At 59.2% G+C, this 23,438-nt stretch carries 12 protein-coding genes and 1 pseudogene; 9 read left to right on the top strand and 4 right to left on the bottom strand.

All coding sequences use genetic code 11. The annotated features are described in order from the left end of the window. Nucleotides 1-3: 3 nt before the first annotated feature. Genes PSH76_RS16520 through PSH76_RS16495 form a run of 6 tightly spaced genes read left to right on the top strand, consistent with a single transcriptional unit; the run spans nucleotide 4 to nucleotide 11,919 of the window. Entirely contained in the window at nucleotides 4-2,523 is a 2,520-nt protein-coding gene (locus PSH76_RS16520) for a type VI secretion system Vgr family protein (RefSeq protein WP_305492602.1), read from the top strand. Next, nucleotides 2,520-4,316: a triacylglycerol lipase gene (locus PSH76_RS16515; protein WP_098952014.1), complete on the top strand. Its 1,797-nt coding sequence runs from the start codon at nucleotides 2,520-2,522 to the stop codon at nucleotides 4,314-4,316. Before PSH76_RS16520 ends, PSH76_RS16515 begins: the two co-directional genes overlap by 4 nt. Beyond that, nucleotides 4,304-5,557 (top strand): T6SS immunity protein Tli4 family protein, encoded by a 1,254-nt coding sequence (locus tag PSH76_RS16510; protein ID WP_032892389.1) that lies wholly within the window; start codon nucleotides 4,304-4,306, stop codon nucleotides 5,555-5,557. The genes PSH76_RS16515 and PSH76_RS16510 overlap by 13 nt, the downstream gene beginning before the upstream one ends. Further along, entirely contained in the window at nucleotides 5,554-6,888 is a 1,335-nt protein-coding gene (locus PSH76_RS16505; RefSeq protein ID WP_305492601.1) for a T6SS immunity protein Tli4 family protein, read from the top strand. Before PSH76_RS16510 ends, PSH76_RS16505 begins: the two co-directional genes overlap by 4 nt. Before the next feature lie 20 nt (nucleotides 6,889-6,908). Then, on the top strand, nucleotides 6,909-10,547 hold the full coding sequence (gene tssM, locus PSH76_RS16500; RefSeq protein ID WP_305492600.1) for a type VI secretion system membrane subunit TssM: 3,639 nt from the start codon (nucleotides 6,909-6,911) through the stop codon (nucleotides 10,545-10,547). 49 nt (nucleotides 10,548-10,596) lie between these two features. After that, nucleotides 10,597-11,919, top strand: a complete 1,323-nt coding sequence (locus tag PSH76_RS16495) for a hypothetical protein (protein ID WP_098952012.1) — start codon at nucleotides 10,597-10,599, stop codon at nucleotides 11,917-11,919. A gap of 150 nt (nucleotides 11,920-12,069) precedes the next feature. On the opposite strand, the gene PSH76_RS16490 is transcribed toward PSH76_RS16495, so the two are convergent. Then, the gene (locus PSH76_RS16490; RefSeq protein WP_044273243.1) at nucleotides 12,070-12,297 is read right to left on the bottom strand and encodes a hypothetical protein; all 228 of its coding nucleotides are present in this window, start codon (nucleotides 12,295-12,297) and stop codon (nucleotides 12,070-12,072) included. 237 nt (nucleotides 12,298-12,534) lie between these two features. Continuing rightward, the gene (locus tag PSH76_RS16485; RefSeq protein ID WP_305492599.1) at nucleotides 12,535-13,488 is read right to left on the bottom strand and encodes an AraC family transcriptional regulator; all 954 of its coding nucleotides are present in this window, start codon (nucleotides 13,486-13,488) and stop codon (nucleotides 12,535-12,537) included. A 102-nt stretch (nucleotides 13,489-13,590) separates the two neighbouring features. Here PSH76_RS16485 and PSH76_RS16480 point away from each other — a divergent pair, with 102 nt between their 5' ends. Continuing rightward, nucleotides 13,591-14,841 carry an MFS transporter gene (locus tag PSH76_RS16480; protein WP_278914974.1) on the top strand — a complete coding sequence of 417 codons (1,251 nt, stop codon included), beginning with the start codon at nucleotides 13,591-13,593 and terminating at the stop codon, nucleotides 14,839-14,841. Between the two features lie 40 nt (nucleotides 14,842-14,881). Here PSH76_RS16480 and yecR read toward each other — a convergent pair whose 3' ends face one another. Then, nucleotides 14,882-15,184, bottom strand: a complete 303-nt coding sequence (yecR, locus tag PSH76_RS16475; RefSeq protein ID WP_032892382.1) for a YecR family lipoprotein — start codon at nucleotides 15,182-15,184, stop codon at nucleotides 14,882-14,884. A gap of 120 nt (nucleotides 15,185-15,304) precedes the next feature. Next, nucleotides 15,305-15,604 carry a hypothetical protein gene (locus tag PSH76_RS16470; RefSeq protein WP_014718001.1) on the bottom strand — a complete coding sequence of 100 codons (300 nt, stop codon included), beginning with the start codon at nucleotides 15,602-15,604 and terminating at the stop codon, nucleotides 15,305-15,307. A gap of 356 nt (nucleotides 15,605-15,960) precedes the next feature. Between PSH76_RS16470 and PSH76_RS30765 the strand changes: the two are divergent. Continuing rightward, nucleotides 15,961-18,053, top strand: a pseudogene (locus tag PSH76_RS30765) (M3 family metallopeptidase). 92 nt (nucleotides 18,054-18,145) lie between these two features. Next, complete coding sequence (locus PSH76_RS16455; protein ID WP_305492597.1) at nucleotides 18,146-23,350, top strand: dermonecrotic toxin domain-containing protein; 5,205 nt, start codon at nucleotides 18,146-18,148, stop codon at nucleotides 23,348-23,350. Nucleotides 23,351-23,438: the final 88 nt, after the last annotated feature.

The raw sequence follows: 23,438 nt of genomic DNA, 5'->3' as shown, positions 1-23,438 counted from the left end.
CACGTGCCCCGCCAAAGCGACCTGCGATTCACCTTCGAGCCCTTGAAAGGCGATGCCTTCGATGTGGTGTCCTTCACGCTTGAAGAAGGCCTGTCCCAGCCGTTCAAGCTGGAACTGCAACTGGCCAGCCACAACGCGGCCATCGACTTCAATAACGTGCTCGACCTGACGGGGCTGTTCACCATCTGGCGCGGCGAAACCCCAGTGCGCTATGTGCACGGCCTAGTCAGCCTGTTCACCCAGGGTGACACCGGTTTTCGTCGCACCCGCTACACCGCCGTCATCGAACCGACCCTGGCGCGTTTCGACCTGCGCTCCAACTGGCGCATCTTCCAGGGCCAGACCGTGCCCGACATCATCACCAACGTGTTGGCCGAGCAAAAACTGACCGACCTGCGCCGCGAAATCTGCTTCGATCATCAACGCCGCGAATACTGCGTACAGGCCGGCGAAACCGACCTCGACTTCATCGCCCGCCTCGCCGCCGAGGAAGGCCTGCTCTACACCTTCGAACACCGCGACGACGGCCACACTCTCGTCCTCACCGACCGCGTCGGCGGCCTGGGTACCATCGGCACGCACAAACATTGCCCCGTGATCTACCAACCCATGGCCGGAGGCGATGCCACGGAACCGGCCTTGACCCGTTTTCACTACACCGAACAAGTACGCACCGCCCGCCAGGTACAACGCGACTACACCTTCACCCACCCGCGCTACGACCAACAGCACACCGCCACTGGCGACCAGGACCTGAAAAACCAGCACAAGGACTACGAACGCTACGACTACCCCGGCCGCTACAAACGCGACATCGCCGGCAAACCCTTCACCAAGACTCGACTCACCGCCCTGCGCAATGACGCCAAACTGGCCCACCTGGCCGGTGACGACGCACGCCTGCAACCGGGGCTGGCGTTCGACCTCAACGAGCATCCCCGCGAAGACTTCAACGACCGTTGGCGCACCATCGCCATCAAGCACGAAGGCAAACAGCACACCAGCTTGCAAGAAGAGGCGTTCGGCAGCGACCACGGCACCTCTTATGAAATGACCGCCAGCGCCATCCGCTGGACCTCAGATTGGAAGGCGCCGCTGCGTGCCAAACCCTGCATCGACGGCCCGCAGATCGCCACGGTGGTCGGGCCGCCAGGGGAAGAGATTTACTGCGATGAATGGGGCCGGGTGAAAGTGCAATTCCCGTGGGATCGCTCGGACAAAAACAACGATCAGAGTTCGTGCTGGATTCGTGTGGCTCAGGGTTGGGCCGGAGCGACCTGGGGCGCCATGGCCGTGCCGCGCGTGGATCAGGAACTGATCATCAGCTTTCTGGATGGTGACCCGGACCAGCCCATCGCCACAGGCCGGACTTATCGCGAGACCAATTTGCCGCCCTACGAGCTACCTAAGCTCAACGCCGTAGCGACAACCAAAAGTCGCGAATTCAAGGGGCCCCGCGCCAATGAGTTGCGCATTGACGACACCACGGCGCAAATCAGCGCGGCGTTGATGAGTGATCACGAGCACAGCGCGCTGCATCTGGGTTACCTCACTCACCCCCGCCATTACGGTGGCGGTAAACCCAGGGGGGAGGGGTTTGAGTTACGGACGGATGGGCACGGTGCGTTGCGCGCGGCAAAAGGTTTATTGCTGACTGCGGAAGCGCAACTGAAGGCCGCTGCGGGCCAACTGGAGCGCCAGCAAGTCATTGAGGTGCTGCACACCGCCCTGGCATTGGCCAAGCAGCTAGGCAGTTCGGCGGAGGTTGCCCAAGGCATCGCCCAGGATTGGCAACCGCAACAGGCCCTCACCGAGGCCGTCAACACCCTGGGGCAGGGCGCCAATGACCAGCCCAACGGCACGGGCACTGGCGCGCAGCCCATCATCGCCCTGAGCGGGCCCGCGGGTATTGCTGCCGCCACATCCCGCAGCATTGCCATAGGCGCAGGCGAACACATCGACAGCGTCGCGCAACAAAGCCTGCAACTGACCGCCGGTAAAAAAGTGGTGATTAACGCGGGTGACGAGTTGGGCCTGTTCGCCCAGGGCGGTGACATGCGCCATATCGCCCAGAACGGTCAACTGCTGTTGCAGGCCCAGCACAACAGCATCCAGGTGCAAGCAGATCAAAGCGTGGAAATCAGCGCCAGCCAGCAACACGTGCTGGTGGCGGCGGACAAACACATCACCCTGCTGTGCGGCGGGGCCTACATCAAGATGCAGGGCGGCAATATCGAGCTGGGCATGCCCGGCGATTTCATTGTGAAGGCTGCGAACAAACAATTCATTGACCCCAGCCATGCCGCGACGCAACTCAACAGCTGGCCCAGCACCTCGTTCAACGAACGCTTTCAACCCTTTTTCAACGGTCAACCCATGCGCAACCGTGCCTACGCCTTGGTTCGCAAAGACGGCGCACGCTTCGAGGGCCGCACTGATGGCGAAGGCTACGTCACCCTGCAACAGGGCATGACACTGGAAGGGTTGACATTGGAATGGCTACAAAACGGAGACCCCACATGACCAATAGCCCGACGACGCCCCGTGTCGCCCCCATGCACTACAACGCGCGGGGCAACCCCGTGCATACCTGGACCCTCACGCCCAGCCATATCACCGACCCGGTGCACTGCATATTGCCGCCGGATGGGGTGCTGCCGGTGATTTTTGTGCCGGGGATCATGGGGTCGAATTTGAAGAGCAAGCCGGAGAAAGGAAAGGATAAGAAAAAGGCGGGGCCCGTCTGGCGGTTGGATGCGGGGTTCATGGGTAAGAATATGTGGTTGGCCCTGAACTGGATAAACAAAAAGGCGGGTATACGACAGCAACTATTGCACCCAGCCAGGGTAGAGGTTGATAACAAAGGCGCAGTGCCGGAGCGCTCTGTCGGCACGGTCATAGTGCCGCCAGAGCCGGACAGGAAAAAAACAATCCTGGCTCTGACCAAGCGCTACGAAGAGCGGGGCTGGGGCGAGGTCAGCGAAACCAGCTACCACGCGTTTCTTCTGTGGCTGGAAGACACCCTTAACAGCGAATTCATGCCGCACAAATGGCCGCAGTTCGACATTCGGCCTGAGCATCTGCATACCCGCAGTGTCGAGCCCGGCCCGGTTCAAGTCACCGAGTTGAAACCCGAAATGCCCATCGCCATGCCGGGGTTGGGCGCTAACCTGGCGGCGCAGTTGCCGTCGATTATTTCGCACGAGTTGGCGGCGCGTGGTGGCTACCGCATGCCAGTGCATGCCTGTGGTTACAACTGGCTGGACTCCAACGAGGAGGCCGCTTCAAGGCTGGCTGAGCGTATTGATGAACTCATGCAGCAGTACGGTCGCAACTGCCAACAGGTGATTCTGGTTACCCACTCCATGGGCGGGCTGGTGGCACGGCGATGCGCGCAGCTACCGGGTATGGCCGACAAAATTGCCGGCGTCGTGCACGGCGTGATGCCCGCCATCGGGGCGCCGGTCGCTTACCGTCGCTGCAAGGTCGGCATGCGCGACGAAGACCCCATTGCCGGTGCGGTCATTGGCCCCACCGGTCAGGAGGTCACCGCTGTATTTGCGCAGGCACCCGGTGCCTTGCAATTACTGCCCACCCAGGACTATGCCCCGGGCTGGCTGCGGCTGGTTGACGAGCGCGGAGCCCCGGCTATGCCGCGTCAACCGGTAAAGGATCCTTACGAAGAGATTTATCTACGCCGTGACCGCTGGTGGGGATTGTTGCGTGAAGAGTGGTTGGCACCGAAGGATGGGGATCCGATTACGTGGGAAGATTTTGAGGAAAACATGTCGGAAGCGAAGCGGTTCCATCAGAAACTCGCTGGCTCCTACCACCCTCAAACCTACGTTTACTACGGCAACGACGATAAGCACCCCAGTTTCGAATCCATCACTTGGGAAATGCGTCGTGGGTCTCGCCTCAATGGCCCTTATGCCTCAAGCCCGGATGCTTTCACGGTGTCCAGCCTGCAAATGCATGAGGTGCGTGACGACGGGCGAAGCCCGTTGTACGTAGGCGGGCAAGCCGAAAGTGTAATGCCCCCACGCGGTGACCCGAATGCGCCAGTAAAGACCGTACAGACCAGCTATTGGGAACTGCATTGCCGTATGCAGGACGGCGCTGGCGACGGCACCGTACCGGTGAGCTCCGGCCGCGCGCCGATCAGGCAGGTCCGCCAGGGTTCTGTCCGCCAGCAAGTGCAGGCCCCAGGGTTCGATCATGAAGCGTCCTACGCCAACCCGCTCACCCAGCAATTCACCCTCTACTCCCTGATCAAGATCGCGGCGAAAGCCAAGAGGCCTCTATGCGCAGGTTGACCGTTTTTTTTACATGCCTGCTGCTTGGATCGGTTGCAGGGTGCACCACTTTCAGACAACCCAGTGAACAGGAGAAACAAATCGTGCACGAACTGACCAGCAACATGCGCACCTGGGCGCTGGGCCGTGGGCTGATAGATTTGCCCGCCAACTGGACGGGGGGCGGGGATGTGAAATTGTACTACGGGCTGGGGGCCGATCATGCATCCGTTGAAGTGCGGGTGTTGGGCGAAGGGGTGTCACAGCAACGCTTTTCCGCTGCCTTGCAGGAGCGGGCCAGCCGGATCGCCGCGGTCAAAAATTATGAGATGGATGACGTATCAATGCTGGTGTCAGCCAAAGCGCAGACACCGCAAAGTGTCATGTTGCAATACTACCGGCGTCCAACACCGCGTCAGACTTTCGTTCACGAACTCCACCTGCTGGTCGATGATGTCTACGTCATGCTCCGAGCAGACTCCTTCAAGGGTAATACCGCCCCTGTTGAAGATCGTCTGTTAAAACTTTCAAAAGAGATCTTCAAAGTCACCCCTGAAACCGCAGGCGCAGGCTTTGCACTGGACTCCATTGTCATTCGCAGTCATCACGATCAGGAGATCGCTAGTTTCGACTTTAGCCCACCAGCCTCAGATGTCTCGCTGAGTATCTATATCAACGCTTTGTCGCCTGATGATGAAGAACGCTTGCACGTGCGCACCCCCAAAGACGGGCAAATTTTTCTCGCAGGGGATTACGAAAATTTGCGGGCGAGGAAAATTACCTTGGCCGGCATGCAAGCTGAAGAGTCCCTGATCGGCTTCAGCGATGACACTCACCGTCAAATACTCTTTGTGAGCGAAAACTACCGGGACAATCCTTCGCTGGCTCGGCCTGGCATGAGCATCCGTTTGTCGGCGGGTGGCATGAAAGGAGAGCCAGTTGATCCCAACGAACCCGAAGACCTAGTGCGCTGGACCCTTCCCCAGTTCGCCAACAAAGGCTACGAACTGCCTCTCTGGCAACAACCCGCGTCACCAGAACCCGTCAACCCCTCGCTCACCGACTACGAAGCCATGGCCGTGTGGGACGCCATCCTCAAATCCGTACGCATTCGCTACGGCTCGGTCGTGCCCAAGCCGGACCCCTGGGCCAACATTCGCGGGCCTAGTGCCGAGGAGGTTGCCGAAAGCAAACGCATCCTCGATGAGTTCATTGCCAGCTTGGAAAAACGTAGGTCGTTACCAGGGGATAGCGATCAATGAATAGCGCCCACCGGCTTTATTTTGGCCGCCTTCATCCTAAAGCCCCCCAGCTTCTTTTCATGGGCTTGACGCTCGCGTTGCTTGCGGGCTGCGCCGCCTTCAAACAACCCAGTGAACAGGAGAAACAAACCGTGCACGAACTGACCAGCAACATGCGCACCTGGGCGCTGGGCCGTGGGCTGATCGACTTGCCTTCCAGTTGGACCGGCGGAGGGGATGTGAAGTTGTATTACGGGCTGGGGGCCGATCATGCATCCGTTGAAGTGCGTGTGCTGGGCGAGGGGGTGTCACAGCAACGCTTTTCCGCTGCCTTGCAGGAACGGGCCAGCAGGATCGCCGCGGTCAAAAACTATGAGATGGATGACGTATCAATGCTGGTGTCAGCCAAAGCGCAGACACCGCAAAGTGTCATGTTGCAATACTACCGGCGTCCAACACCGCGTCAGACTTTCGTTCACGAACTCCACCTGCTGGTCGATGACGTCTACGTCATGCTCCGAGCTGACTCCTTCAAGGGTAATACCGCCCCTGTTGAAGATCGTCTGTTAAAACTCTCAAAAGAGATCTTCAAAGTCACCCCCGAAACCGCAGGCGCGGGCTTTGCGCTTGGGCCGGTTGTCATTCGCAGTCATCACGACCATGAGATCGCCAGTTTCTATTTTCACCCCCCTGCTTCAGACGTATCGCTGAGCGTCTACTACAACGCCTTATCACCTGATGATGGAGAACGTTTGCATGTCCGAACCCAAAAAGACGGGAAAATATTCCTCGCTGGCGATTATGAACAACTGCGTATAGGCAAAATCACATTAGCCGGAATGCAAGCCGAAGAATCCTTGATCGGCTTCAGTGATGACACACATCGTCAAATACTTTTCGTCAGCGAGAACTATCGAGATAACCCATCCCTAAGCCGTCCAGCTATGAGTATTCGCCTATCGGCAGGCGGAAAGAAGCGTACCGCCGTAGATCCTGATAAACCCAGGGATCTTGTGCGCTGGACCCTTCCCCAGTTCGCCAACAAAGGCTACGAACGGCCTCTCTGGCAACAACCCGCGTCACCAGAACCCGTCAACCCCTCTCTCACCGACTACGAAGCCATGGCCGTGTGGGACGCAATCCTCAAATCCGTACGCATCCGCTACGGCGCGGTCGTGCCTAGACCTGACCCTGAGGCCAACAGTCGCGGCCCCAGTGTCAAGGAGGCTGTCGAAAGCAAACGCATCCTCCATGAATTCATCGCCAGCGTTGAAAACGCAAGCCATGCCCCCGGGCGTGGCTCAGCGGGAGCAAAAGGGATGCGTTCACCGTGTGTAAGCAACGAACTCTAAAAAAGCGTTAGGAGCGATTCATGAAAACAGTCTGGAGTTACCTCAAACGCTGGGGCCTGCCGGTGCTGCGCCAATTCAACCAGGCATGGCCGGTGTTGGTGCTGTTGGGCGTGATGTTCTTGCTGGTCGCCATCTGGTGGCTGGGCCCGCAGTGGACGTGGCGTGAGCGCCAACCGTTGGGCGAGCTGGCGATGCGGGTCTCGGCCAGTGTGGTGGTGATGGTGGTGCCGCTGCTGATCTGGGCGTGGCGCGTGCGCGAGCGTTATCAGCGTTTGCAAGTTGAGCGCCAGCACGAGGCTGCCGTGCAAGCCGACCCTTGCTTGCCTTATATCGAAGCTCAAGAGCGGGCGCTGGACCGCAGCCTGGGCAATTTGCTCAACAACATGGAGCGCCGTCGTTCGCTGTATCAATTGCCGTGGTACCTGGTGCTCGGTGAGGAGAATGCCGGCAAGACCAGCCTGATCACCCGCTCCAACCAAAGCTTTTCGTTGTCTCATGTGACCAAGGCTGGGGTCAGGGCTCAGGAAGAGCAATTGGCCTATCCGGTGGATTGGTGGATCGGGGACGAGGCGGTGTTGATTGACCCACCGGGTGAATTTCTCAGCCACCCGGATTCACCGGCTGAAAACGTCGAGCAGCAGGGCAAGGTCAAGCCGGTGTTGCCCACCGGCACTCATGCGCGCCTTTGGTCGCACCTGCTCGACTGGCTGACGCGTAACCGCAGCCGTCGGGCATTGAACGGCGTGGTGCTGGTAATTGATATACAGGCCTTGTTGGCGCAACGTCCCGAACAACGCGAGGCCCACGCCAATCTGCTGCGCACCCGGCTGTTTGAGCTGACGCGGCAATTGGGCACGCGCTTGCCGGTGTACGTAACGCTGAGCAAGTTCGACCTGCTGGAAGGCTTCGAGGAGTTCTTCGCCCGGTTGTCACGCAGTGGTCGCGAAGATCTGCTGGGTTTCACGTTCAGCCTGGACGCGGTGGATGACTTTGATGCCTGGCTGGCGGAGCTGACGCGTCAATATCAAGCCTTTGTCGATTGCCTCTGCGAACAGGTTTTCAACAGCACCCGGGAGTCGCGCACGTTGGATGAGCGTGATCGCTTGCAGGCGCTGATGCATCAGATGGCGGGCTTGCGCCCCGCGTTGTTTGGCTTCCTGACTGAAATGCTTGGCAGTGATCGGTTCACCACACCCGCGTTGGTGCGCGGGCTTTATTTTTCCTCGGTGTTGCAGCAGGGCGCTCTTAGTAACGCTTTCATCAAAGAAGCAGGGCAGGCGTATCAACTGCCACCACCGCCACCGGAGGTCAAACCGGCCGGTGGCACGGCTATCTACTTTGCCCAGCAACTGTTCCAGCGGGTGATCTACCCCGAAGCGGGCTTGGCGGGCGACAACATCAAGGTGGCTCGCAGCAAACGGCGGCTGCTGATCGCCGGGTTCAGCGTTGCGTCCCTGGGATGTTTGGTGGCGATCGGCACCTGGCAGTTTTACTTCAGCATCAACCGCGACAAAGCGGCCAACGTGTTGGCCAAGAGTCAGGAGTTCAGTGAGCGAGACATCGACGCCACGGTCGACCCTACGGGGCGCAACCTGTTGCTGCCTCTGGACCAGATTCGCGATGCGGTGTTGGTCTACGGTGATTACCGTAAAGCCTGGCCGTTACTGTCGGATATGGGCTTGTACCAGGGCAGGGCGATTGGTCCGACGGTGGATGAGGCCTATTTGAATCTGCTGTCCAAGCGCTTCCTGCCTGCCATTGCCAGCGGCGTGCTGGAGGCTATTAACACCGCGCCCGCCGGCAGCAATCAGCAACTGGCAGCCTTGCGCGTGTACCGCATGCTCGAAGAACGCCCCAACCGCCGCCCGGCGATTGTCGAGGAGTGGGTCGCCAAGCAATGGCAACGCGCCTATCCGGGCCAGGGCCAACTGCAGGCCGACTTGATGGGCCACCTGGGCTATGCGCTGAAATACGCCGATGCCGACCTGCCGAACTACCGCGAGCGCATCACTCAAGTGCAGCAGCAACTGCGCCAGTTACCCATGGCTGAACGGGTGTATATGAGCCTGAAACAGGACGCCTTGGAGCGTATGCATCGGCCGCTGGACCTGCGCACTGAGGTCGGCCCGGCGTTCGATATCGTCTACCGTGCGCTGAACACCGATCAAGCCGGCAGCGGTCTGCAATTGCCGCCGCTGCTCACCGCCAAGGGATTCAAGGATTACTTCGAACCCGGTACCAAGGGCATTATCGAGCTGGCGATGATTGACCAGTGGGTGCTTGGCGAACGACAACGCCTTGACTACTCCGACGAAGACCGCAACGTGCTGACCCAGCGTATCCGCGCCCTGTACAGCGCCGACTACGTCGACAGCTGGCGGCGTGCGCTGAACCAGTTCGCGGTGACCGACTTTGACGACCTCAGCCACGGCGTGGCGGTGCTGGAACAAGTCACCGGCCCGGCCGCACCGCTACGACGCCTGCTGGAAACCCTGCGTGACAACAGCGTGATCTACCCGGCCGTGCCCCTGGCGGAAGGGCAAGCGCCGCTCAAGCTGGACAAGGTGCCCGAGGGGCAACAACAGGCAGCAGGGATTCGGCGCGCATTTTCAAGTCTGTCAGAGCTGATCACCGCACGAGGCGAGCAGCCGTCCTATTACGAAGAAACCCTGCGTTCGGTCAGCGCCGTCTATGACTACGCCAAGGCCGTGCACGACAACCCGGACCCGGGCAAAGCCGCCCTTAAAACCGTGCTCAACCGCTTCTCCCTGGGCGGCGCCGACCCCATCGCCAACCTGCAACGCGTTGCCGTGGGGCTGCCCGAGCCGTTGAATCAGCAGGTCAAAAAACTCGCCGATCAAACCTCGCAAGTGCTGGTGATCGCCGCCCTGCGCGAGCTGGAAAAACGCTGGGACAGTGAGATCTACAGCTTCTACCGCGAACGCCTGGCGGGCCGCTACCCGTTCAAGGCCAGTGGCGAGGACGCCTCGCTGGAAGACTTTGAAGCCTTCTTCGGCCCGCAGGGGCGTTTGCAGCAGTTCCACGACCAATACCTGAACGTGTTCCTCAAGGACAACCTCGATGCCCTGTACTCCGACAGCCTCGGCGGCTACCTGGTACGCAGCGACGTGCTGGAGCAACTGAAAAAGGCCGAGCGCATCCGCGACACCTTCTTCAACCACCGCGGCCATCTGGCCGTGCAACTCACCATCGAACCCCTGGCCCTGAGCGCCACTCGCCTGAGCAGCATGCTCAGCGTCGACGGCCAACTGATCCCCTACCAGCACGGCGCGCCGCAACGCACGGGGCTGGTGTGGCCCAACAGCCTGGGCAATACCAATGGCAGTCAACTGACCCTGGTGCACAGCACCGGCAACACCGCCAGCCTGAGCTATCGCGGGCCGTGGTCGTTGTTCCGGCTGCTGAGTCGCGGGCACCTCAATGGCCGCACCGACACCAGCGTGGACCTGACCTTTTCAGTCGCCGATGGGTTGATGCGTTATCGGATAGGCGCGGAGAAGGCTAACAACCCGATTACACAGCGCAGTTTTGAAGGGTTTGTGTTGCCCAGGACCTTGTTGGAAGAGCGTAAAACGAAGAGGGACCTGAACAAGGTTGGGGGTGTCGCCGCAATAGCTTTCAGCGTTGAGCGTCCATAAGGCAGCGATGACTGGACAAAATAATCACATACGAAACAGGACTGTTTACATGGCAATCAAGCTCCAAATGTTGACCGACGATCCTAAAGAAATTGAATTGATCGAGCGTTACTGGGCTGTCGATGAATCAGGGCAGTACGTTGAAAAAGTGGGTGCGCTGACGGACGTTATTGAAATGGCACCAGGCGTTACACTCGCCAGCTTCATACGGCAACGTTGCAATGCATTTGATGACAATCAGGTCTGCCCTAAGTGCGCGAAACTGATCGAAATCAAAAATCGCTCAGAGGCCAAAAAGGTCCCTCAACGGTCCACGAAGCTTTGTACGCTTTGCCAAAACGACCATGACGCCATTGCGCTTGAGGCTAAAAAGACCAAAGCCGCAGAGCTTGAACGGCAGTTGGCCGAATACGTACGCAAGCAGTCAACCCGCACGGTGGACTACTCAGCGGTGCCGGATAATCAGGTGGTGCTTCTGCTGGCGTTGGACAGGGCTGTTACCCCGAGGTTGACCAATGGCGGCTTCAGACCGGGTGATTGTCGAGGGCTGGCGCCTCGGTATGTCGATGACTTCATGATGCAATTGCGTGAGGCTGGGCTCGTCCTTGATGACCCCAGTAAAGCAAGCCCGGGCACCTACTATTGGGAGGGCGATGAGATTTGGGTGTTGAGGGACCAGGTTGTCTATCGTTTGGCGCCAGATGTCGCATCAAGGCGTGCGGACGAGGTCATTCGTAACCTGTCGGATAGGGTGTATACCGACGCTGACGGGCTTTTCAACCTGTGGCTTGATTACGCAGTCGCTGATGTCATGCGCTATCTGGACGTTCAGTGCGAACTCTATAACCATGATCTGTCGGAACAAGAGCTGGCAGAAATTAAAAGTACGATGCGCGCAGCATTGCATACCTACAGTGTTTCACAGCTGTGGTCGGTGGCCTGGAAGGTTGTCAGGGACGCCGCAAGTTTAGCTAACCGCGAGTACTACAATCGCCCTAAAGCGGCGGCGACCATTCCTGGAAAGATTCGGCGGAACTTGGAAAAGGTGCAGCGAGAGTCAATTGAACTCAAGACTTGGAGCCGCCCGGAACAACATCCTGCCGGCACACTGGGAATGGTGTTAGGCGAGATTTTGGGTGTTGATGAAGACACCCCAGGCCATAGGGTCTCGTCCCTTGTTGCCTGGCTCACAGGGCAGGCGTGTTCACCCAGCGTCGAAGCAGCGCTTGATGAACCCATACGCGAACTGATGACCTTGGCGCTGTCCCACGATGTCGGCTCTTCCGTGATGCTGCGGTTCGCGGAGTTGATTCGTGCGGGGCATGACGTTGGTTTTGCTATTGAAGAAATTGGTGAGGCGCTGCGCTCGTAAAGCGGGCAGGGTGCTCCATACAATAAAAGTTCTTGTATCTGCGACGGCTCGATGAGGGCACGTTCTGCCTGTGCCACTCCCATGGTGGTGAACAAGCCGACCGCCAGCGTTACGCTGATGCTACGTGAACGCAGGTTCATGAGCGAATGCTCAGGCCGGGCGTGGCCGCAGTTTTTTTGTGATGCGCGCGCACCCTGTAATCTGGTTGAACTGCACGTAATGGGCTTGCGCCGTCCATTCCTCGACCAGGATCAAATACTTGGCCGGCGGATTGATCTGGCGCAGATAGCCGCACAGCAGACGGGTGCGTCGCGCGTTCATCGGTTGCTTTAGCGTCAAGATGACGTTGTCTGCGGCACGGCATTCAGTGATCTCCATGACTGAGCCCCTCATCGAGTGCTGGCGGCAAACGTGCTGGCCCAGTCTCAGAGGCTGGGGATTCTCGCCGCGTGGCGTTCATTCTCAGGTGGGGGCGTCGCAGGCGTCTACTGTCATACTTGACAGTCCTTTAGCCGGTTGTGCACTGCCGTGACCCATTCCTCGACGTAACGGGCGTTAAATTATTCAGGGGTAAAGATCGTCGACTACATGCGCTCAGCTTCACGTGACAGTAGGCTACCTCACCTTGCGACTGAACCCCGGTGTCTTCCCCGTAATGCGTTTGAATGCGCGACTGAAAGCCGCCTGGGATGTATAGCCCAAGCGTTGTGCTACCTCTTCGATCGGCAGCCTTTCGAGGGTCAGCCATTGGCTTGCAAGCCGCATTCGCAGTTCGGTGACATAGCGCAGCGGCGTCATGCCAATCGTCACCTGGAAGCGGTCCGCGAAGGCCGAGCGTGAGGTGTTGCATTGCGCTGCCAATTGCGCAACGGTCCAGTCGCGGCCCGGTTGTTGATGGAGCGCTAGCAGTGCACCGGCCAAGCGGGGGTCGCGCAAGGCGGCGACCAGGCCAGAGGCATTCCCGCAAGCGCACTCCACCCAGCCGCGAACGATCATGGCGGCCACCACGTCGGCCAACCGTGCGAGGATACCGGCGAAGCCCACACGTGCGGCGCTGGCCTCGCGTTCCATGGTGGACAGAATAGGCACCAGTCCAGGGTAGCGCTGGCCGTCGGCATCAATCAACATCAGGCCCGGCATCAGCTTGCCGAGGCCATGGATACTGCTCAGTTCAAACTCCATGCAACCACTGAACAAAATGGTGCTCGGCGTTGGGTTGGCATCGGTTCCGGTGTGCACCGCGCTCACGGTGTCACCGAGGGGGACGCCGTCTAGGCGGTCGATGTCCTGAACGGGCACGTCCGCATGGGAATACAGTTGATGGGCCGCGCCGTGGGAGATGAACACGGCGTTGCCGGCAGACAGCGCGTAGGTGGTGCCGTCCTCCATTCGCAGTACCGCATTGCCGACGGCCATGAAATGGAACCAGGCATGCCCAGGTTTTTCAGCGAAGCCCAAACCGAAACTCGGACTGGCTTGTATACGCCGGTATTCGACGCCACGCAGGCGCATGCCGCGCAACAGCTCGTTGATGAGATCCGAGGCAAGCGCAAACTGTTCTGCAGACATTGTTCAGGTGTTTTAGTCAAAAATGAGAGATTTTGGATCATAGATCATCCAGATTCGCGCGCCTAGACTGCGGGTCGCAATGATGATTGGGAGATCCCTGCAATGACTGACTGTGTATGTAATGCCGTATCCAACCGCCATCCCGACGCCTTCTCGGATGCAGAGCCTGCGGCCCCCGCGTGGATGGCCGTCTTCTCGCTGGCAATGGGGGTGTTCGGATTACTGACCGCTGAGTACCTTCCGGCCAGTTTGTTAACACTGATGGCGACTGATTTGGGCGTGTCCGAAGCGCTGGCTGGCCAGGCGGTAACGGTGACAGCAGTGGTAGCGTTGTTCGCCGGTTTGTTGGTGCCAGGCCTGACCCGCGGCATCGACCGACGTTGGGTGTTGCTGGGGTTTTCCACGTTGATGGTTGCCTCCAATCTGTTGGTCGCCGTTTCTTCCAGCTTCGCGGTGCTGCTGTTGATGCGTATCTTGCTGGGGGTTGCCCTTGGCGGGTTCTGGAGCATGGCTGCGGCGGTGGCGATGCGCTTGGTGCCGAGTGCGCTGTTGCCTCGGGCGCTTTCGATCATTTTCAGCGGCATTGCCGTCGGGACGGTCGTTGCAGTGCCGCTGGGCAGCTATCTGGGCGGGCTGTACGGCTGGCGCAGTGCGTTTTTTGCAGCGGCGGCGGTCGGCATGGTGACCCTGGCGTTTCAGTCATTGACTTTGCCGCGCCTTGCGCCGCGCCGGCCGGCACGTCTGCGCACGGTTTTCGAAGTGTTGCAGCGCCCGGGCATCGCCATGGGGATGTTCGGTTGTGTGCTGGTGCATAGCGGTCACTTTGCGATGTTCACCTATGTTCGGCCATTTCTGGAAGGCACTACCGGCATCGGCCCGCAAGGGCTGTCGCTGATGTTGCTGGGCTTCGGGGTGGCGAACTTCGTCGGCACACTGTTGGCCGGCAAGCTGCTGGAGCGCCACCCGCTGGCCACTCTGGTGTTGATGCCTGCGCTGGTCGGCGTTGCAGCACTGGCGCTGGTGCTGTTGCCGCCCTCGTTGCCGGGGCAGGCGATACTGCTGGCAATCTGGGGCTTGGCCTTTGGCGGTGTGCCGGTGGCGTGGTCGAACTGGGTCGCCAGCGCGGTACCTGATCAGGCGGAAAGCGCCGGCGGCATGGTGGTGGCCTCTGTGCAGTCCGCCATCGCCACGGGCGCCGCCGCGGGTGGTGCAGTGTTCAGCCTCGGTGGCAGCGCGGGCGTATTCATAGCGGCAGCGGTGCTGATGCTGCTGGCTGCGTTGCTGATTGCGCTGCGTGTGCGGGTGCCTTCTGTCCATGGCGTTCGCGAGTCCAGGCCCGCGTTGCATCTTTGATTCGTTTTTTTAAACCGCCTCTTTGCGCCTTGGGTGGATGTCACTTTTGACACCGATAATCCTGAGTCACCGTGGTTTCCAGGCAATGAAACTGCCCCATCGTTCGGCACACGGATTTCTCTGTGCCTGCGCGTTCTGCCCGCGCATAGTCCCAAAACTGGCAGCGCCCCGTGGCGATCGCCAAGCCTTGGGATTCGCGGATTTGGCCGTACTCGAACGGCGTATGTACGTAGGAGAGTTGGACCAGCCCATCAGACGGGTTGCCACCGGTAGCTTCCCAGTATTTGGGCGTGACGCAGCCTGCAAAGAGCGGTAGGGCAATGGCGACGATGACGGGTTTCATTGTCGAGGACGATCCTCATGGGTAGAAATGACGTGGGTAGGCAGCGTTTTTGTTCGCCAGTATCAGCGTTGGATCTGTGCGCATAGCCGGTACGCGCAACGCCCGCACCGGCTGCCAGGCTTACTTCGTGCAGGTCAGGCGCGAGTACTTCGGCGGCTCAAGCAGGATGCCTGGCGTCATGACCGTCGAGCAGTTGAACACACGGCCCTTGGCGGTCGTGGCTTTGAAGTTCAGTTCAGCGCCGCCCAGGAAGTCCTCCTTGCTCTTGGTGACCGGGCCCATGGTCAGCTCATCCGTAGAGGCCAAGCCAATCGCCTCGGCGGTGACTTTGTGTATCTGCAATACGTTGGGGTTGGTGGTGCAGCCCGCCAGCAGGCTGGCCAGTGCGAGCAGGAGGAGGGCGGTTGAGGTCTTGGTCATTGGGTGAGGCTCCTTGCGAGTGGCGGCGGCAAAAAATGTGCGCCATGCCGCCTGTGGGAATCATGAGGGAACAGGGGATTTGCCCTACGGCGGCGAAGTCTAGGAGCGCGTAAAAGGCCCCACAATCACCTGGAGGAAATCGAGACGGAGGCTACGGTGAAGCGTGTTGGGGCTGAAGGAAATCACCTACAACAATCCAAGCGGTTATCGGGCTCTGCCACGCTGCATGACGCGCCCCTGCGGCAGCGCATGGGTAAGGAGGGGGTTCAAAGGCTGATGTTGATGACTGACGATCGTGTCCTGCGCGCTATCGCTTTTTTGTTCCTATTACTCATACCTATTTAGCCCACCCAACGATGATTCACTCCCTAGGCTGGCTGCTTCGCAAGCTACCTTTGAAGAGTGACTTCATGTCTGAAAACAACCCACTGCTACAGCCCTACGACTTGCCACCGTTCTCAGCCATCCGGGCCGAACACTTGGTGCCTGCCGTTGAGCAGATCATCACTGAAAGTCGCAACGCCACCGCCACGATCATTGCCAGCCAGGCACCACTTCCCACCTGGGACGACCTAGTGCAAGCCCTGGAGGCGTTGGAGGCTCGCCTGGATGGCGTGCTCAACCTCATTGAGCTGCTTGACGCCCAGCCCCAAGGGCCGACGTGGGCGCAGGCATCACACCGCAGTTATGAGTTGGCCATGCAATACAAAGCCGAGTTGGCCGTGAACAACGACCTGTATCAGCTGCACCGACAGCTTGCCGATAGCCCGATTGCGGCGCTTTTCAATCAACAACGCCACAGTGCGTTGCGTAAAATATTGCGCAAGTACCATTTGGCTGGCCTTGATCTTTCTCCTGAGAAGCAGCTACGGCTCAAAGCGCTGAACCAGCAAATCGGTGAGTTCAGCCAGGAGTTCCTGCGCCGGGTAAGAGACTCCAGCGATGCATGGCGTAAGCACATTCAAGACAAGGCGCTGCTGAGCGGACTGCCCGACGCAACCTTGGCGCGCCTGGCGGTCGCGGCTCGGGACGCAGGTCTGGATGGCTGGTTACTAACCCTTTGCGAGCAGTCCTTTCAGGACGTGATGAGCTACGCCGACCATCGAGCCTTGCGCCAGGAAATGATGGTGGCTTACTACAGCCGTGCCGTGGACACCGGTGCGGATGCCCTTGCCACCGATAATGAACCGATCCTGACGGTGTTGCTCGACAGCCGTCACCAGAAAGCACAATTGCTGGGCTATGCCAACTTCGCCGAGCTGGCGTTGGTGGAGCAAACGGTGCAGACGAGCGATGAGGTCGTTGCCTTTATGCATCAACGGGTTGAGCAGGCACGCACGACATTCGCCGATGAGGCGCAACAACTGCAACGCTATGCCGCGCAGCACGGGGTCGAAGCTCTGCAACCTTGGGATCACAGCTATTTCGTGGAAAAAATCCGTCAGGACGTGGCCGGCGTTTCCCGGGATGCGTTGCGCAACTATTCCCGTTGGACACCGTGCTGCAACGCTTGTGCACCTTTACCCAGACCCTGTTCGGCGTTGAGCTGGTCGAACAGACCACGGTCGATACCTGGCACGCGGATGTGCGGGTATTTGAGCTCAGGGAGTATGAACAGCCGATCGGACATTTGTTCATTGACCCTTATCGCCGCGTAGAGGGTGGCGAGACTGGCGCCGCCTCTGGCTTGCGCAGCCACCGAATGACGGCCGAGGGGCGTCCGCAACGGCCTATCGCGGTGCTACGCAGCAAGTTGCCACGGCCGACAGAGGCCCAGCCTTGCTTGCTGGATCATCTGCAATTGAGGGTCTTGTTGCATGAGTTCGGCCACTGCCTGCAGCACCTGTTGACCGTCGCCCCCTATCGGGCGATTTCCGGTATGGACCAATGGAGCCATGATGCGGCGGAATTCTTCGGCCAAGTGCTGGAGCAGTTCTGCTTTACTTCGCCGTTCCTGGTCTGGCTCTCTGGCCATTTTCAGACGGGAGAGCCCTTGGGTGATGATATGGCCAATAAAATGCGCCGATGGGTTCACACCCAGACCAGTCATGAAACCGCCAGTGTGTTGCTCACAGGCCTCGTCGACTTCGAGTTGCACCGTACCTACGGTGACGGGCGTACACCTCACGAGGTGTTCACTCAGGCCAACGCTGAAGTGGGGTACTTGCAGTGGCCTGATGGCGCCCGCCCGATCAACCGCTTCGAACAACCGATGGGGAGCTATGGGGCCAAACTGTATTCCTACCCGTGGTCCGGTGTGCTGGCCCGCCAGGCTTTTGAGCGGTTTGAGCGCGATGGCCTGTTCAACCCAGAGACCGGCAAAGCCTTCCGGGACGCTTTTATCACTGAGGGGGACACCGGGACGCTGCTGCGCTCACTTGCGCTGTTCCGGGGGGACGGTAAGCGATGCGCCGAGCTACCAGCGGGGCATGAGCATAGGCATATGTAGCTCCTCGACTGAAACGTGAAGCGCCAGAGTGATCTTTTCCGATCACTCACCGCTGCTCAGTTCAGCAGCCCATCCGGCATGGAGCGTATTCAATGGTCACGGACAACCCATCGTACTTTTTCAGCGAAACTCAAACCGAGCGCACGCAGCTCAGCGAGCGCCAACGCGCACGCAACTTTACCCTCAAGGACCTTGACTGGTTCGACAGCGTCTACCTGGCCACCGATGCGTTGCGACGCGCACAAACAGTGCCGATGCACGTCCAAACCCTGCAATTGAACGTACCCGGCCAACCGGCTATTGAACTGGCGGGCGCTTTCGTCATGAGCCCCGCCCCGGAAGGGGGCGTTATTCTCTACACGCCCGTTCGCGGCCTGGAAAAGCTGCAAAGCCATGACGCACTCAAGACGCAACTGGGGGCGTGGCTCAAAGACTCGTCGCAGCGCCAAGGGTTGCTCGATTACCTTTCCATCTCCCAGCAGCACATCCTGACGCCCACTGCGAACCTGACGATTAGCGCACATACCGTGGGCGGCGCTGTCTTCCAAGCCCAACACACGACCCTCGCCAACAACCTGCTGGAAAACGCCCGTCTGATGCGCGAGGAACTGCTCAAGCTGCCCAGTTTCACCTCGCTGCTGGATGAGTACATTTGCACGCAGTTGGCGCAGACGTTTGCGGGCGTCGATCAGCACCGAATCCAGGTGCACACGTATGTTGTCGACACCTCCAGCGAATCAGGCAACGCTGACAAGCCACCGCTGCGGCACACGACCACCCGCACGTTGAGCGCAACGATCCTCCAGTATTTCGTCAACAATGGCTGGCCTGAAGGGGAAACCCGGCGCTACGTTGACCCTCAGCGCACGCCTGACCCGCAGCAGCCCGCTCAGGGGGCTGACGACCAGTTACGTTGGGAAGCCTCGGTGCAAGGGCTGGCGCAGGGCTTGCGAGCCCACATGAAGCAACAGCCTAAGGCATTTTGGGCGCAACCTGCTTCCACCGGGGCCTCACGGCTGCAACTGTTTACCCATGCCATGGCCAATGCCTTTATCACCGTGGCGCTGGACCAACAGCAGCAAGCGGCGATTACGGTTGACCAGCGTTTGCAACTACTGGCCTTGCCGCTCAAGGCTGCGCTTGCCGCAACAACGGCGGTTCCCAGCGTGACTGTTGAAAAGGCACTGCTGCAGGCGCCAGGGCAATCCCCTGTCGAGCTGGCAGGCACACTCATCATCGGCAGTGAAGAAAGTGACGATGACTCGCCCTGGCTGCTCTACACCCCCCACCAAGGCTTGCAATCGTTCACTGCACTGGATGCGCTGAAAACCCACCTTATCGATAGCCTCAACCCGCGGCAGCACGCCGATGCCTGGAGAAACCACCTGTCCAGGTCGCAGCGCTTTAACGAGGCCGATCTGTCGGCCTGCGAGGTCATCAAAGCCCCGATCACGGGGGGTGTTTTCGACAGCATCATGGTGGGCATTATTGAGAAGCAAGGCCGCAACCTTGAATACGCCCTCGATCAATATCGCCTGAGCCAGGGCACGATGGACCTCGATGCCCTGGTCGATCATGTGCTGGATGTGCGTGGCATGATTGATCCAAAACTACTGACCTTCGACCCCATGGGCCGCTGGAGTACCCAGTTGGCAAGTACCTGGACTGCGGCGGCGACAGAACCCAGGGTTCCGCCAACGCTCTCAGCACTGCGCACCTCTGCGCAATTGCTCGAAAACGTCAGCGCTGAAATCGCACGACATCTGGCATGGCGCCCCTCGCTGGAGAATTCCGCCACCACCTACCTCAACACCAAGCTGCATGCTAAGCATCAACACCTGCAGGCAGCGTGCCTCTCGGTACGTCAATACAGCAGCCCCTCCAGTGACACCGATACACCTCAACTGCTGTCATCGAGCAGTATGGTCGAGTATTTTCTGGCGCGTTTATGTGGCGATGTGGGTGCACTGAACGACCCGTTGAACACTCACGTCTACTCAGTCACATCTGACAATGCCGCCACCAAGATTTCAGGCCTGGACATCACCGACTTCAATACGCTGATCGACAGTGCAGTCGAGGGTTTCAAGCCGTATCTGCGTAGAACCCACAGTGCGTACCCCAACATGCAACCCTTGCTGAAAAAAGCAATGGAGATGGGCTTGACCGGGGAAATGCAAATCAGGCTGTGGAACAACGCGTTATTGCCCCTGGACTACGAAGTACTCTCAACCGTACTGGGTATTTACGCCCGAGACTTGCGCCTGAGTGTCAACGGGTTTCGCCCTGATGCGTTTGCGTTGGCGATCACGCCCACAGGGCAACACACCCAACAGGTACTCACTCACTGTTTCATGTTGACCGAGCGCGGCGGGCTTGACCCGCACTATTGCGGTCGTGCACTGCTCTGGACGCCCGCGTTAGGACTGGAAAGTTTCGCTTCATTGAGCCACTTCAAAGCAGAGGTTGACCGACGCCTGGCAAGCCCGGACGAGCGACAGGCTTTGCTGGAGAACCTGGCGCAACCGGACTGGCACACCCATCCGTCCTATGCACTCAGCTCCCTTGAGCTGATCGAAGACAACCTCGTCGAACACTTGCAACGAACCTATGCTCAACACAAAGACCGTGAGCTGGAGCGAATCCTGGCCACGCAGCTGTCGCTCGAACAGTTGCGCAAGCTGTGGCAGGTTCACGCCACGCAAGACCTGGCGCCTACCAACCTGCTGCGTGCCACGGACATGGTCCAGGCCATGATCGTGCAACATGGTTTGCAATGGTTGGGCAGCGCCAGTGCTGTCGATCAACAGCTCTATGCCGAGTTGTTGGAGCAGTATCGAAACAATGTCACTGATAATCAGGATTACCTGCACGGGATCGACTCGCTGGCTCGGTTCACGCACGACAAACTCAGCGGTGTGCTCAAGGACGGTGACGATCAGGCCAGCCTGACACCGGATGACGTCGAAGTCGGGCTGCCGGAGCAGGGCAGTAAGCCTGCGCGCAACCAGTCACTGCTGGACTATGCCTTGAGCCATCAATCGTACTGGAACGATGAGGTGCCGCTGTTCGCCAGCACCGGTAAAACGCCATTACCCTCCGCGCTGGATGCACAGACGCTGAAAACGCGGATACAGGCGCTGAATATCAATGGGGCTTATCAGACTTACATCCAAGGATTACTGGGCCCCACCAGCCCGGATTTTGAGCAACGTGCTACACGATTCGCCAAGCAACTGCCGTGGCAACTGATGCAATACGCTCATGGCATGATGCTGCAAGGTCAGCTTTCACCGGCGGCCTTCGGGCTCATTCAACAGATCATGGACATGCCCGATGCTATCGCCCGGGCCACAGTGGTAGACGCCCACGCCATGATCCGCCCTCTGGAACTGCTGGTTGATGACGGGAAGAACACCATCAGGATTCCCGGGGCTTATTTGATCGGTCCCGCCTCAGGTGACGCGGGGCCTCTAGTCCTTTATGCCCCCTATAGTCCAGGCTACACCCTCAAGGAATATTCGGTTGAGGCCGCACTGCGTGCCGAGCTGACAGCCAGCGATGCCTTACAGCGTTGGGTTCGGCTGCTGGTCCCGGCCGTTGACCACGCAGCACTGTCCAGCGCACTGGAGCAACCCCAGGCCAGCACCGCTCTGCAGCTGGCATGCAACCCCATCAGCGCGCCTTTGTTTAAGCAGTTGTACACCGAGAATGTCGAGTTGCTGACAACGTTGCTGGGCTGTCAGAAAACCGCCAATGCAGGCACTGCCTGGGATACGGCCAAAGCCGTGTTCGCTGAGGGTGTGCAGCAGGCCATCGTGTTTTTTGCCGGAAAACTGGCTTACCCCTTGATAGTCTGGCAGAGCTTCAAGTTGTTCAAAGCGTCTGCCGAAGAGCTGCAAAGCCACCAATGGCATGAGGCGCTGGGTCATTTTATCGGCGGCGTCGCCTTACTGGTCGGTCTGCGCAATTCCATGCCTGCCGTATCGGAGGGCGGCACACTCCCGGCAGCCGAGCCGAGCCCACCGTCTTCCACGCCTGCGACCGCCGTGGTGTCCTGGCCCGCGCTGGACATTACCGCTGCGCCACGCACCCGGCTCCAGCGTTTCGAAGTCCTTGAGCCGAGCTTGGCCAGCCTGATCAAAGACACCTCTCTCAACCTTTACCAATCGGCCTCCAACCATTACTACGCAGCAGTGGCAGGCAAAGTGTTCCAGGTCATCAAGCACGACCTGGGCTGGCGGATCACGGGGGAGGGGGAGGTCGGCCCGTTGGTGCACAGTAACACCCGACAACAGTGGATGCTCAGCAGCACTGACCCATTGCTGACGGGGCGACGAGCTATTGCGCGACTGACCAATCGCTTCTATTCCGAGCCATTTGCGCGCCCCAGCATGAATATATTGGCCAGCGGCATGCGCCAGATTCGCGCGCTTTACGCTCAGGAGTCGTTGATGATTACTGAGGCACTGGCACTGGCCACGTTTTATGCAAGGAACGCCCAGGACAACCTGCGCCTGCTCGCACAAACACCCCTGGCTGCACCTGATGTCGCCAAACGAATCAAAACGTTTTTTGGCCTGCAGACCATCGAGGCCGAACACCTTGAAAAAATTCAGGCGATCGTCGACACGGTCTGCAGCGCGTTGATGGAGCCCTCACTGACCGGCGCGGACTCAGCGCGATTTGTGATTGGCCACTCGCGGATACCGGCACTTCAGGGGGCCTACAAGGTGATGGCTTTTACGATCGTTCCCGACCCCTTGCAACTGGTGTACTTGACCGAAGCATTCTTCAACCCGGGTCTGCAATACGATCATTTGTTGATAAAACCCTTCCATGTCGACGTCCACGCCCGTGCGACCACCCTCATTCACGAAATCACGCATCATGTCTGTGCGACATTGAACTTGGCTTACGTGCAGTCCACCCATCCTTTTCATGACCTGATTGACCCCCAAACCCCGGCGGGCAGTAAAACCAAGGCGGCCCTGGAAAACCGCCAGCTTTCAAGCCTGTCGCTCAGCACCCCGACGCAGCAGCTGTTCCAGGTGGTTGATATCGCCACCGGCCTCAAAACCGATCCCGCCAAGGGCTCGTCGACACAACCTGTGCTCGACCGGCTGCTCACTGTCACCGGCACCCAAACCCTCGCCGATGCTCGACAAACTTTCCGTACCGATCCGCTTAAACGCATCCTTACGGTACTGAGCAACGCCGACTCCGTCGCTTACCTGGTTGCACAGCTGGGGCGTCGCAAAGAGATACCTGTTGCCCTGACCAGCGATTCGCCCTGATTCACCCAGCAGTAACCACGATGCGAAGCGAGCCGCTCTTGCTCTTGATCTGCTTTTGCTTTTGCTTTTGATCTTAAGCGCCCCGTCA

It is taken from the genome of Pseudomonas sp. FP215 (assembly GCF_030687795.1).
GTDB lineage: Bacteria > Pseudomonadota > Gammaproteobacteria > Pseudomonadales > Pseudomonadaceae > Aquipseudomonas > Aquipseudomonas salmasensis.
This window is presented reverse-complemented; position numbering and strand designations above follow the sequence as displayed.